This window comes from Streptomyces sp. NPDC040622, from assembly GCF_055593965.1.
The window spans coordinates 85347-98184 of the sequence record NZ_JBVIXD010000016.1 but is presented as its reverse complement, the minus strand read 5'-3'; the positions used below and the strand labels follow the sequence as shown (position 1 = coordinate 98184).

Annotated in this window: 14 protein-coding genes; 10 read left to right on the top strand and 4 right to left on the bottom strand. The window is 72.3% G+C overall.

The annotated features are described in order from the left end of the window. Positions 1-282 precede the first annotated feature (282 nt). The 6 genes from ACZ592_RS35875 to ACZ592_RS35850 all read left to right on the top strand — a co-directional run bounded on the left by ACZ592_RS35875 (position 283) and on the right by ACZ592_RS35850 (position 5289). Positions 283-1053 (top strand): metallophosphoesterase family protein, encoded by a 771-nt coding sequence (locus tag ACZ592_RS35875; RefSeq protein WP_471585910.1) that lies wholly within the window; start codon positions 283-285, stop codon positions 1051-1053. A 118-nt stretch (positions 1054-1171) separates the two neighbouring features. Continuing rightward, complete coding sequence (locus ACZ592_RS35870) at positions 1172-1612, top strand: SRPBCC family protein (RefSeq protein ID WP_471585909.1); 441 nt, start codon at positions 1172-1174, stop codon at positions 1610-1612. A gap of 72 nt (positions 1613-1684) precedes the next feature. Then, a complete protein-coding gene (locus tag ACZ592_RS35865) occupies positions 1685-2848 on the top strand; it encodes an ArsA family ATPase (protein ID WP_471585908.1) in 1164 nt (387 codons plus the stop codon). A gap of 91 nt (positions 2849-2939) precedes the next feature. Further along, positions 2940-3425 carry a DUF5304 domain-containing protein gene (locus ACZ592_RS35860; RefSeq protein ID WP_471585907.1) on the top strand — a complete coding sequence of 162 codons (486 nt, stop codon included), beginning with the start codon at positions 2940-2942 and terminating at the stop codon, positions 3423-3425. Positions 3426-3477: 52 nt separating this feature from the next. Next, entirely contained in the window at positions 3478-4431 is a 954-nt protein-coding gene (locus ACZ592_RS35855; RefSeq protein WP_471585906.1) for an ROK family glucokinase, read from the top strand. Between the two features lie 102 nt (positions 4432-4533). Next, complete coding sequence (locus ACZ592_RS35850; RefSeq protein WP_471585905.1) at positions 4534-5289, top strand: endonuclease/exonuclease/phosphatase family protein; 756 nt, start codon at positions 4534-4536, stop codon at positions 5287-5289. A 29-nt stretch (positions 5290-5318) separates the two neighbouring features. Here ACZ592_RS35850 and ACZ592_RS35845 read toward each other — a convergent pair whose 3' ends face one another. The 4 genes from ACZ592_RS35845 to ACZ592_RS35830 form a co-directional block, all read right to left on the bottom strand. Then, positions 5319-6281 carry a CU044_5270 family protein gene (locus tag ACZ592_RS35845; protein ID WP_471585904.1) on the bottom strand — a complete coding sequence of 321 codons (963 nt, stop codon included), beginning with the start codon at positions 6279-6281 and terminating at the stop codon, positions 5319-5321. Beyond that, positions 6274-6978, bottom strand: a complete 705-nt coding sequence (locus tag ACZ592_RS35840) for an RNA polymerase sigma factor (protein ID WP_471585903.1) — start codon at positions 6976-6978, stop codon at positions 6274-6276. Before ACZ592_RS35840 ends, ACZ592_RS35845 begins: the two co-directional genes overlap by 8 nt. 161 nt (positions 6979-7139) lie before the next feature. Beyond that, complete coding sequence (locus ACZ592_RS35835; RefSeq protein WP_471585902.1) at positions 7140-7808, bottom strand: hypothetical protein; 669 nt, start codon at positions 7806-7808, stop codon at positions 7140-7142. Next, complete coding sequence (locus tag ACZ592_RS35830) at positions 7801-8580, bottom strand: alpha/beta hydrolase (protein ID WP_471585901.1); 780 nt, start codon at positions 8578-8580, stop codon at positions 7801-7803. Before ACZ592_RS35830 ends, ACZ592_RS35835 begins: the two co-directional genes overlap by 8 nt. 158 nt (positions 8581-8738) lie before the next feature. Between ACZ592_RS35830 and ACZ592_RS35825 the strand changes: the two genes are divergently transcribed. From ACZ592_RS35825 to ACZ592_RS35810, 4 genes are all read left to right on the top strand, one after another. Next, entirely contained in the window at positions 8739-9518 is a 780-nt protein-coding gene (locus ACZ592_RS35825; protein ID WP_471585934.1) for a lysophospholipid acyltransferase family protein, read from the top strand. Between the two features lie 75 nt (positions 9519-9593). Next, on the top strand, positions 9594-10838 hold the full coding sequence (gene macS / locus ACZ592_RS35820; RefSeq protein ID WP_471585900.1) for a MacS family sensor histidine kinase: 1245 nt from the start codon (positions 9594-9596) through the stop codon (positions 10836-10838). A gap of 125 nt (positions 10839-10963) precedes the next feature. Next, a complete protein-coding gene (locus ACZ592_RS35815) occupies positions 10964-11608 on the top strand; it encodes a response regulator (RefSeq protein WP_471585933.1) in 645 nt (214 codons plus the stop codon). A gap of 133 nt (positions 11609-11741) precedes the next feature. After that, entirely contained in the window at positions 11742-12779 is a 1038-nt protein-coding gene (locus tag ACZ592_RS35810) for a 6-phosphofructokinase (RefSeq protein WP_471585899.1), read from the top strand. Positions 12780-12838: the final 59 nt, after the last annotated feature.

The window sequence follows — 12838 nt, the reverse complement described above, 5'->3', positions numbered from 1 at the left end:
TAGGGCGCCGGCGCCACGACGTTGTGTGCTGCGACGGTGCGGTCCAAGATCGGGCAGGTGCTCAGTCGAGTGGGGGGCTGAGCACTACTGGACTGCCCGGACGTTACCCATCGGTATGGCTGGTTCGGTAGGGGGTCGGGCCCAGATGTTCGGTGCGTCACACGTCGTCGTGGTCTGCATCGCACAGTACGCCACGGTCTTCCCGACTCGGAAGTAACCGCAGGTCCGGCCGTTGTACAGGGCCTCTACCCCCTGCGGGGCGGCCGTTCTAGGGTGATCGGCATGCCAGGTTTCCGGGTCCATGTGGTCAGTGACGTGCACGGCAACGCCGAAGGGCTCGCCCGCGCGGGGGACGGCGCGGACGCGCTCGTCTGTCTCGGCGATCTCGTGCTCTTCCTCGACTACGCCGATCACTCGCGCGGCATCTTCCCCGACCTCTTCGGCCCGGCGAACGCATCGCGGCTGGTGGAGCTGCGGACCGCCCGCCGTTTCGAGGAGGCCAGGGAGTTCGGCCGGGAGCTGTGGGCGGACATCGACCGGGGCCCTGCGATCGAACGCGCGGTGCGCAAGCAGTACGCCGAACTCTTCGCGGCCTTCCCCACCCCGACGTACGCCACCTACGGAAACGTCGACATCCCCACCCTGTGGCCCGAGTACGCGGGCCCGGACACCACCGTCCTGGACGGCGAACGGATCGAGATCGGCGGCCGCGTCTTCGGGTTCGTCGGCGGCGGCCTGCGCACCCCGATGCGGACGCCCTACGAGATCAGCGACGAGGAGTACGCCGCCAAGATCGAGGCGGTCGGCGAGGTCGACGTCCTGTGCACACACATTCCGCCGGACCTGCCCGAGCTCCTCTACGACACCGTCGCGCGCCGCTTCGAACGCGGCAGCCGCGCGCTGCTCGACGCGATCCGCAGGACCCGCCCCCGGTACGCCCTCTTCGGCCACGTCCACCAGCCGCTGGTGCGGCGCATGCGCGTCGGCGCGACCGAGTGCGTCAACGTGGGGCACTTCGCCACAACCTCCAGGCCCTGGTCCCTGGAGTGGTGACCCCCGGCCACCCGGGCCCGGGGGAGGGAGGCGACGCGAGCCGTCCCCCTGGTGGCGCGGTAGCCTTCACGCGGTACACACCACCCCGTCCCGGACCGCATCTGGAGGAGCCACAGCGATGGCGGAACACACCAGCTCGAGCATCACGATCGAGGCGGCACCGGCCGAGGTGATGGGAGTGATCGCCGACTTCGCTCGCTACCCGGACTGGACGGGAGAGGTGAAGGAGGCCGAGGTCCTGGCCACCGACGAGCGGGGCCGCGCCAAGGAGGTCCGCCTCGTCATGGACGCGGGCGCGATCAAGGACGACCAGACGCTCGGTTACACCTGGACCGGCGACGACGAGGTCAGCTGGACCCTCGTCAAGTCCCAGATGCTGCGCTCCCTGGACGGCTCCTACCACCTCAAGCCCGCCGGCGCGGGCACCGAGGTCACCTACCGGCTCACCGTCGACGTCAAGATCCCGATGCTCGGCATGATCAAGCGCAAGGCGGAGAAGGTCATCATCGACCGGGCACTCGCGGGCCTGAAGAAGCGCGTGGAGTCCGGCCCGAAGTAGGCGTCACGACGGGAGCGGCCGCCGGCCGGCGGCCGCTCGGGCGGAACGACCGCTGACGTACCGTTCACCCTTATGCGCACCCTTCTCGTCACCGGCCCCGGCGGCTCCGGGCGGACCACCGTCGCCGCGGCCACCGCGCTCGCCGCGGCCCGCGCGGGGCAGCGGGTCCTCGTGCTCTCCGCGGACCGCGCCGACACCCTCGGCACGGTCCTCGGCGCACCGGACGCGCACCCCGGGCTCACCGCCCGGCGGCTCGCCCCCGACGACCGCTTCCGGGACGACCTGCTCGCCCTGCAGGAACGTGCCGCCTCCGTCCTGGACCTGCTCGGTGCCGAGCGGCTCGACGGTGACGAACTGACCCCGCTGCCCGGCGGCGAGGAGCTGGCCCTGCTGCGCGCGCTGCGCGACGCCGCCCGCGACACCCCGTACGACACCGTGGTCGTCGACCTGCCCGCCACCCCCAGGGCGCTGGCCACCCTCGCGCTCCCCGAGCAGCTCCGCCGCTATCTGCGCAGGCTGCTGCCGCCCGAGCGACAGGCGGCCCGCGCGCTGCGCCCCATGCTCGGCCGCCTCGCGGGCGTTCCGATGCCGGCCGCCTGGCTGTACGACACCGCGGCCCGCTGGGAGGACGAACTCGCCGCCGCCCAGCGGGTGATCGAGGCCCCCGCCACCACCGTCCGCCTGGTCGCCGAGCCCGGCCCCGCGGGCGCCGACGCCGTGCGTACCGCCGCGGCGGGGCTGGCCCTGCACGGCCTGCGCACCGACCTCCTCGTCGCCAACCGGATGCTGCCCGACGCGAGCGCCGACACCTGGCTCGCGGGCCTGGCCGCCCAGCAGCTCAAGACGCTGGACGACTGGCGGGCCGCGTACGACCGGGTCGGCACGGTCCCGCACCTCGGGCGCGACCCGCGCGGCGCCGACGACCTCGTCGCCCTCGGCCTGACGGCACCCGCCGCCGAGGACGCCCGGCCCGCCGCCTGGCCGGTCACCGAAGCCCCCGCCGACGACGGCAGCCACACATACGTATGGCACATCCCGCTCCCCGGCGTCACGCGCGAGGAGCTCGGCCTGATCCGGCGCGGCGACGAACTCGTCGTCACCGCGGGCCCCTTCCGCCGCATCGTCACTCTGCCGTCCGCGCTGCGCCGCTGCACCGTCAAGGGCGCCGGGCTGCGCGAGGGCGAGCTGCGGGTGCGGTTCGCGCCCGACCCCGCCCTGTGGCCCCGCGGCCACTGATACTCCGCTCGTACCCGGGATGGCTCGTACATGGGATGGCTCGTACACGGACGGTGAACGCCCTACGGCCATTCGGGTAACGTCGAGTGGTATGAGCGATGCCACCGAGCGCGAAGCCCCGGACGCCCCGGAAACCGACGCCGACGCCTGGGAGAAGGCGTGCGCCGAGGATCTCGCGGCGGAGCAGGCCCGCCGCCGCACGCAGTACGGCCCCCCGCCCGGTTCGGCCGCCGAGGAGCTGCGCAAGCTCGTCGACGCCGTCTCGGAGAAGCTTTCCGGACTGCAGTCACCGCTGCTCGGCGCGGTGGCGCAGGGCGCCGTCGAACAGACCCTGAAGCAGGTCGTCAGGGAGGCGAAGGCCGTCGTCGAGCCGGTCATCGAGCGCAACCCCGACGTCTTCGACCACCTCGCCGCGGCCGGCTCCGAGCTGCTCGCCGCCTACCGCTCCGCGGTCGAGGGCCAGGAGGGCCGGTGGACCCGCGGCGACGGCACGGGCCCCGGCGCGGGGGAGAGCACGGACGGCCCGGACCGCCGTGACGAGGGCCCCGCGGCCGGGGAACACATCGATCTGGACTGACCCCCCTCGGGTACGGTGGGCCGTAGCGGGGCTCGATCGAACTGAGGGATTCATGGGACTCACCATCGGCGTCGACATCGGCGGAACCAAGATCGCGGCCGGCGTGGTCGACGAGGACGGCAACATCCTCTCGACCTTCAAGGTGCCGACTCCTGGTACTTCCGAGGGCATTGTCGACGCGATCGCCTCCGCCGTGGCGGGCGCACGGGCCGGGCACGAGATCGTCGGCGTCGGCATCGGCGCCGCCGGATACGTCAACCGGCAGCGCTCCACGGTCTACTTCGCGCCGAACATCGACTGGCGGCAGGAGCCGCTGAAGGAAGAGGTCGAGAAGCGCGTCGGCCTGCCCGTCGTCGTCGAGAACGACGCCAACGCGGCGGCCTGGGGCGAGTACCGCTTCGGCGGCGGCAAGGGCCACCGCAACGTCATCTGCATCACGCTCGGCACCGGCCTCGGCGGCGGCATCATCATCGGCAACAAGCTGCGCCGCGGCCACTTCGGCGTGGCCGCCGAGTTCGGCCACATCCGGATGGTGCCGGACGGCCTGCTCTGCGGCTGCGGCAGCCAGGGCTGCTGGGAGCAGTACGCGTCGGGCCGCGCCCTCGTGCGGTACGCGAAGCAGCGCGCCAACGCCACCCCGGAGAACGCCGAGTACCTCCTTTCGCTGGGCGACGGCACCCCCGAGGGCGTCGAGGGCAAGCACATCTCGATGGCCGCCCGGCAGGGCGACGCCGTCGCCATCGACTCCTACCGCGAACTGGCCCGCTGGGCGGGCGCCGGTCTCGCCGACCTGGCCTCGCTCTTCGATCCGTCCGCGTTCATCGTCGGCGGCGGCCTCTCGGACGAGGGCGAACTGGTCCTCGACCCGATCCGCAAGTCCTTCAAGCGCTGGCTCGTCGGCGCGGCCTGGCGCCCCGAGGCCGAGGTCATCGCCGCCCAGCTGGGCAACAAGGCGGGCATGGTCGGCGCGGCCGACCTGGCGCGGGAGCCCGACCCCGTCATGTGACACCCGCACGCCGGGCCGCGTTCCGGCCCGCACCCCGGTCCGTGCGCCGGTGCCCGCCGCGTCCCCTCGGGGAGCGGCGGGCACTGTCGTATCTTGATCGCCATGGCCAGCGACCTGCTTCCCAACTCCCGCACCGAATCCGACGGTTCGGCCGTCGTCCGGGTGCTCAGCTACAACATCCGCTCGATGCGCGACGACACCGCCGCGCTCGCCCGGGTCATCTCCGCCTGCGCGCCCGACCTCGTCCTGATCCAGGAGGCGCCGCGGTTCTTCCGCTGGCGCAAGAAGCTGGCCCGCCTCGCGCGCGCCGCCGACCTGGTGATCCTCTCCGGGGGCGGCAGCGCGGCCGGACCCGCGCTGCTCTGCTCGCTGCGCGCCACGGTCGAGCGCACCGAGGACGTCCTGCTCCCGCTCACCCCCGGGCTGCACCGGCGCGGCTTCGCGACCGCCGTCGTCCGCTTCGGCGGCGCCAGGATCGGTGTGCTGAGCTGTCACCTGAGCCTGCGGGGCGACGAGCGGTACGCGCAGGGCGGGATGCTGCTCGACCGGCTCGCCGGGATGGGCGTGGAGCACGCGGTCGCGGGCGGCGACCTCAACGAGCGGCCCACGGGCCGGACGTTCCGCAGGATCGCCGAAGCCCTCCAGGACTGCTGGGCGGCGAAGCCCTGGGGCGGCGAGAACACCTCGACGCCGGACGACCCCCACCAGCGCATCGACGCGCTCTTCGCCACCCGGGGCGTCGAGGTCCTCGGCTGCGGGGTGCCCCTCGGCCTCCCCGGGGTGGGCGAGGACGACCTGAGGGCGGCCACGGACCATCTGCCGGTCCTGGCCGCCCTCAGGGTTCCCGCCGCCGGGTGAGTGCTGCGGGGCGCGAGTGCTGGTGAGGCCTACGGGTGCTGCCTCACCTTGTCGACGACCGCCCACTCGACCGTGTGCGACAGCTGGATGTATGTCTTCTTTCCGTCGCGCGAGACCCGCTCGTCGCGGAAGCCCAGCAATGCGTAGGACTTCGCGTCGAAGATGAGGTACCTGCCCTTGAACTGGCTGGGGTAGGCGATCCCCACACCGGTCCGCCCGGCGGAGTCCTCGACCCCTTCGACCGTTTTGACGCCGGGCACGAGCGCCAGCCCTTCGTAGGCTGCGGCGCGCAGCCCTTCGGGCAGCGTCGGAGCCTTCAGGAGCTCGCCGAGCAGGAAGTAGGCCTGCCACCGGTCGTCCTTGGTCAATTCGCTGATCGGCTTGTCGGACGTGCCCATGGAAGTGATGGCCGGGACGAGCTTCTCGGGGTCGGTGGGCAGCTTCTTCAGTTCGTCCCACCGGCGGGGCGGCCACACCCCCTCGCCCTCGCCCAAGGGCTCCTCCCACATGATCTTGCCGAGCTCCATGCTCAAGGAGCGCTGGGAACCGTCCACCGAGTCCCACATCTCGTCGGTGTAGCTCTTGACCTCGCCGGTCTTCTGTTCCGTCTCCGTGATGATCCGCTTGGAGTAGATGAACTGGTCGTCGTGGGGCACCACGGTCCGCTTCTCGTGCCTCCGCTCCCGGGCGGCCGCTCCGTTGAGCACCTTCGCCGCGCCGACTTCGGTCACGTTCGGTGAGCTGACGGCGGGCGGCTTGGCCTGCTGCCCTTCCTTCGCGCCGTCGTCGGTGACCAGGAGAGCCGCGGCCACCGCGGCTGCCACCAGGCCGGTGACGGCGATACGCAACACGGGCCGGCGCCGCGACGGCCGTACCGCCGCGGGCCGTTCGTTCATCGCGGCGAACAGACGCACCCGCGCGCGGTGGCGCGCGTCGTCGTCCAGCGGGGGAGCCCCCGCATCCCAGCCGCGCAGTTCATCGAGCTCATTCATGGGCGTGTGCCTCCTGGAAAGCTGTCGGATCGGATCCGCCCAGTGCTTCGCGCAATCTGCTGCGAGCCCGGTGCAGCCGTGATCTGACGGTGCCCACGGGCACCCCCAACGCCTGGGCCGTCTCCTCGTAGCCGAGGTCGGCCCACGCCACCAGCAGGATCACGTCCCGGTGCCGGGCGGAGAGCCCGGCCAGGGCCGCCGCCAGGTCCCCGCGGAGTCCCTCGGCACCCGCGCGGGCGACCGCGCGGTCGGCGACCGGCTCCTCGTGCGGCACCGGCGCCGGCACCTGGGCCAGCGCCTTGAAGCGGCGGGCCTCGGCCCTGCGGTGCCGCCCGACGAGGTTGGTGGCGATGCCGAACAGCCAGGGGCGGGCGTCGGCCCGCGCCAGGTCGTACCGGTGGCGCTGCTGGAAGGCGGTGGTGAAGGTGTCCGCCATCAGATCTTCCGCCGCCTCGGGGCCGAGCCGGCGGGCCGCGTACCGGAATACGGAGTCGGCGTGCCGGTCGAAGAGGACGGCGAACTGCTCGGGCTCGTCCCGGGACCGCTCGATGGACCAGGCGTCGCTCTGCTCGCGCTGCCCGGGCGGCGGTACGTGCTCTCCCCTGTGGAGCACGTACCCCGCCCGGGCCTCGGGCTGCCGCGCACCGGCGCGGGGCTCGGGCCGCGTGCCGAGGGGAACGCCGGGTTCGACGGTCATCGGGGCTCCTTTCGTTCGTCTGAACGCCTCGAAGGCTTGGGCTCGTTCGGTGGTTCACCTCCTCTTCGCCGCCCGGCGGAATCGAGTTCCCTTCGGAATCCCCCCGGCATGCGAAGGGCCCGCCCGGAAGACTCCGGGCGGGCCCTCTTCGGTCCGTGGGCTCAGACGACGGCGCCGCGTCCGGGGTCGTCGTCCTCCTCGTCGTCGCTGTTCATCCGCACCACCAGGGTGGCGAAGCCGCCCAGGAAGCCACCGATGCCGAGCGTCGTCAGCCACCACGTCATCTGCCAGCCGAAGAGCACGGCGAGCAGGATCAGCAGCGGGCCGCCGAGCACGGCGAGCCAGGCGAACCTGGCCGTCACGTCGCTCTCGGGGAGCGGCGGCGGCTCCGGAGGCACGAAGTGACCCTCGTCATCGGCGTCGAAGTCGCTCTCGGTGGGCTCCGGCGCGGTGTAGTCGCGCGGGCCGCCGACGCCGGGCGCGAAGGAGACGGAGCTGCCGAGCGCCTTGCCGGGGCCGGACTTGTCGTCCTTGCCGGGCTCGGGGGAGTCCTTCACCGGGCCGCCGGAGGGGCCGTTCGTCTCCGTCTCCAGGAGTGCCAGGTCCTCGATCGCCTTGAAGGGCTTGGCGCCCGGCGGGTCCGCGGGCTCCTCGCCGTACCCCGCGACGATCGCCCGCCAGGCGGCGTCCTCGTCCAGAGGCATCCCGTCGGCCGGGACACCTTCCTGCGGCGCGCCGTCCTGCGCGGCCGCGTCCTCGGGGACCTTGCTCTTCTCCGGGCTCTTCTCCGGCTCGCGGCTCTCGTCGCGGTCCGCCTCGTGCTCAGCCACCGGTGGCCGTCCCTTCCTTACCGACGCTGGGGGCGAGCCGGCCGATGAACGCGTAACTCTCCTCGAAGATCCGGTCCGCGTCGTAGTCCAACGTCGCGACGTGGTAGCTCTGTTCCAGCAGGATCTCCTCGACGTCCCTGGAGGAGACGCGGCTGAGGATCCGGGCGGAGTCGGCGGGCGGCACCACGTGGTCGCGCGGGCTGTGCAGGACCACGAGCGGCTGGGTCACCTGCGGCAGCTCGGCGTCGACCACGCGGAAGAAACGGCGCAGGGAGTGCGCGGCGTGCAGCGGCACCTTGTCGTAGCCGATCTCCTCGGAGCCGGGCCTGGCGATGTCGCTGGCGATGCCGTTGGTCGTCGTCACGAAGTGCCGCACGACCGGCAGGGCGTGCGCCGCCAGGCCGTGCACCTTGTTCCCCGGGTTGACCAGGACGAGGCCGGCGACCTCGTCCCCGTGCTTCGCGGCGAGGCGCAGGGCGAGCGCGCCGCCCATGGAGAGGCCGAAGACGAAGACCCGCTCGCACCGGTCCAGGAGGCCGCGCAGCTCGCGGTCCACCTCGGCGTACCAGTCCTGCCAGCCGGTGACCTGCATGTCCTCCCAGCGGGTGCCGTGCCCGGGCAGCAGCGGCAGCGAGACCGTGAGGCCGCGCTCCGCCAGGTACTCGGCCCAGGGGCGCAGCGACTGCGGGGATCCGGTGAAGCCGTGGCAGAGCAGGACGCCGATCTCGCCGCCTTCGTGGCGGTACGGCTCGGCTCCGGGGAGGACCGGCACCTCGGTCTCCTTCGTGAGATGTGGCAAGGGGATCAGCGGGGGGTTTCGAGGAGTACTTCACCGTACGCGACCGGACTGACACCGACCAGGGTCGTCGGGCCCATTGGCCGTACCCCGGGTTAAGGTCTGATCCACAGAAACAGGAGGCACTCGGTTTGATCTACGGCGCAATGAAGGTTGCCATCGGAGGGCCGCTGAAGCTCGGCTTCAGGCCCTGGGTGGAGGGCCTTGAGAACGTCCCCGCCGAAGGCCCCGCGATTCTGGCGAGCAACCACCTCTCGTTCTCGGACTCCTTCTTCCTCCCCGCGGTCCTCGACCGCAAGGTCACCTTCATCGCCAAGGCGGAGTACTTCACCTCGCCCGGTGTGAAGGGCAAGCTCACCGCCGCCTTCTTCAAGGGCGTGGGCCAGCTTCCCGTGGACCGCTCCGGCGGGCGCGGCGCGGGCGAGGCGGCCATCAAGAGCGGCATCGAGGTCCTGGAGCGCGGCGAGCTCTTCGGCATCTACCCCGAGGGCACCCGTTCGCCCGACGGGCGTCTCTACCGCGGCAAGCCGGGCGGCCTCGCGCGCGTGGCGCTCGCCACCGGCGCGCCGGTGCTGCCCGTCGCGATGATCGACACCGAGAAGATCCAGCCGCCCGGCAAGGTGATGCCGAAGCTGATGCGCCCCGGCATCCGCATCGGCAAGCCGCTCGACTTCCGGCGCTACCAGGGCATGGAGCAGGACCGCTTCGTGCTGCGCGCGCTGACCGACGAGGTCATGTACGAGATCATGAAGCTCTCCGGCCAGGAGTACGTCGACATGTACGCGACGGCCGCCAAGCGTCAGATCAGCGAGGCGGCGAAGGCCGCCAAGTCCGTTGAGAAGACTGCTGAGAAGACTGCTGAGAAGGGCGTCGAGAAGGCCGCGGAGAAGACGGGCGAGAAGACGGGCGACTAGGACGGGGCGGCGGACGAGGAACGGTCCGGCGCCCTGCCGCGTCCGTTCAGGGGTGGGAACAGGGCGGTGGGGGACATGGCCAAGCGCGAGAAAGTCATGAGGATGTCGGTCGAGCAGCCGCTGTGGCGCGCGCTCACCGCCTACCGGGTCCTGACGATGCTGTACGCGATCGGCCTCTTCGTGGCGGCGCACGAGAAGCTGGACCGCCCCTGGCTGGCCGTCGCCTACTACGCGGTGCTCGCCCCCTGGACCCTGGCCACCCTGCCCCGCGTCGCGAACGCGGCGAGCTGCACCCGGCGCTTCCTCGTCGCGGACCTGACCGTGGCGATCGTGGGCATTTTGCTCACACCGCTCGCCGACTCCCAGCAGCGGATCGTCGACGGCGGCCCGACGCTGCCCTCCATATGGACCGCGGGATCCGTCCTCGCGTTCGCGATCAAGGGCGGCTGGCGCTGGGCGGCCTCGGCGTCCCTGCTGGTGGGCGTCGCCAACGTGGTGCAGCGCGGCGCCTTCAGCCGCGACACCCTGCACAACGTCCTGCTGGTCTGCATCGCCTCCATCGCCATCGGCTACGTCGTGGAGCTGGCCCGCGCCTCCGAGCGCACCCTCGCCCGCGCCCTGGAGATCGAGGCCGCGACCCGCGAGCGCGAACGCCTCGCCCGCGACATCCACGACAGCGTCCTGCAGGTGCTCGCCATGGTGCAGCGGCGCGGCACCGCGCTCGGCGGCGAGGCGGCGGAGCTCGGCCGCCTCGCCGGTGAGCAGGAGGTCGCGCTGCGCACCCTGGTCGCCGGTGGCATGGTGCCCGCCTCGTACGCGTCGGAGGACGCCTCGCAGGGTGCCGTCGTCCGCGCGGTGGAGGTGCCGGACGACGACGAGCGGGACGACGCGGCGCCGTGCGATCTGCGCTCGCTCCTGGTCCCGCACGCGGGCGCGAAGGTGACGCTCTCCGAGCCCGGGGCGCCGGTGCTCCTCGCGCCCGGGGCCGCCAGGGAGCTCGCGGCCGCCGTCGGCGCCGCACTGGACAATGTCCGCAGGCACGTCGGTACGGACGCCCGCGCCTGGATCCTCGTCGAGGACGAGCCGGACGGGGTGATCGTGACCGTCAGGGACGACGGCCCGGGCATCCCGGAGGGCCGGCTCGCGGAGGCCGAGGGGGAGGGGCGCCTGGGCGTGGCCCTGTCGATCCGGGGCCGGCTGCGGGACATCGGGGGCACGGCCGAGCTGATCTCGGTGCCGGGCCAGGGCACGGAAGTGGAACTGAAAGTGCCGCGCGAAGAGGCGTGGGACGCACGGGGGAAGGCGGAAAAGGCGAGATGAACGAGCAGCGACAGCAGGATTCGGCCACGGGGACGAGCGGACTCACCGGGGCCAGTGGGACGGCTGGGGCCTCTGGGGCCGCCGAGGCGGCGGGGGGCGGCGCGGTGGCCGACCCGATCAAGGTCATGGTCGTCGACGACCACCCCATGTGGCGCGACGCGGTCGCCCGTGACCTCGCGGAGGCGGGCCTCGACGTGGTCGCCACGGCGGGCGACGGCGAGCAGGCCGTCCGCCGCGCGCAGGCCGCGGCCCCCGACGTGCTGGTCCTCGACCTGAACCTTCCGCTGAAGCCGGGCGTGCGGGTCTGCAAGGAGCTCGTCGGCGCCAACCCCGCGCTGCGGGTCCTCGTCCTGTCGGCCAGCGGCGAGCACGCCGACGTCCTGGAGGCGGTCAAGTCCGGCGCCACCGGCTATCTCCTGAAGTCGGCGTCGACCGAGGAGCTGATCGACGCGGTCCGCCGCACGGCCGTCGGCGACGCGGTCTTCACACCGGGCCTCGCGGGCCTGGTCCTCGGCGAGTACCGCCGCCTGGCCACCGAGCCCGCGGCCGGCACCCCGGACGACCCGAAGGCGCCGCAGCTCACCGACCGCGAGACGGAGGTCCTGCGCCTGGTCGCCAAGGGCCTGAGCTACAAGCAGATCGCCGAGCGCCTGGTCATCTCGCACCGCACGGTCCAGAACCACGTCCAGAACACCCTGGGCAAGCTGCAGCTGCACAACAGGGTGGAGCTCGTGCGGTACGCCATCGAGCGGGGCCTCGACGACGCCTGACCCTCGTTCGAGTGAACGCGCATGATCAACTCCCCTGCGCAGCAAAGGAATTGACCGTTCGCACCGTCCCGGAGTGACCTGGATCACCATTAGCGTGACTCGCATCAGGTCACTGAGGCGAAGGGACTTCCCCATGGGGGCCAAGAAAATTGGCGTACTGACCGGAGGCGGCGACTGCCCCGGGCTCAACGCCGTCATCCGGGGCGTCGTCCGCAAGGGCGTGCAGGAGTACGGATACGACTTCATCGGCTTCCGGGACGGCTGGCGCGGCCCTCTGGAGGGCGACACCGTCCCGCTCGACATCCCCGCGGTCCGCGGCATCCTGCCGCGCGGCGGCACCATCCTCGGCTCCTCGCGCACCAACCCGTTCAAGGCGGAGAACGGCGTGCGCCGCATCAAGGAGAACCTCACCAAGTACGAGGTCGACTCCCTCATCGCGATCGGCGGCGAGGACACGCTCGGCGTCGCCGCCCGCCTCACCGACGAGTACGGCATCCCGGTCGTGGGCGTCCCGAAGACCATCGACAACGACCTCTCCGCCACCGACTACACCTTCGGCTTCGACACCGCCGTCGGCATCGCGACCGAGGCGATCGACCGGCTGCACACCACCGCCGAGTCGCACATGCGCGTCCTGGTCGTCGAGGTCATGGGCCGCCACGCGGGCTGGATCGCCCTGCACTCGGGCCTCGCGGGCGGCGCCAACGTCATCCTCATCCCCGAGCAGCGCTTCGACGTCGACCAGGTCTGCGCCTGGGTGACCTCGCGCTTCAAGGCGTCGTACGCGCCGATCGTCGTCGTCGCCGAGGGCGCGATGCCCAAGGACGGCGAGATGGTCCTCAAGGACGGCACGCAGGACTCCTTCGGGCACGTGCGGCTCTCCGGGGTCGGCGAGTGGCTGGCCAAGGAGATCGAGGGGCGCACCGGCAAGGAGGCGCGCACCACCGTCCTCGGGCACGTCCAGCGCGGCGGCACCCCGAGCGCCTTCGACCGCTGGCTCGCCACCCGCTTCGGGCTGCACGCCATCGAGGCCGTGCGGGACGGCGACTTCGGCAAGATGGTCGCGCTGCGCGGCACGGACGTCGTACGGGTCCCGATCGCGGAGGCCACGGCACGGCTGAAGACGGTGGATCCCGCGCTCTACGCGGAGGTCGGCGTCTTCTTCGGCTGATCCCACCCGCTCCTCGACGTCCCCCGGGGCGGCGGCGCCCGCCCGGCACCGCCGCCCTG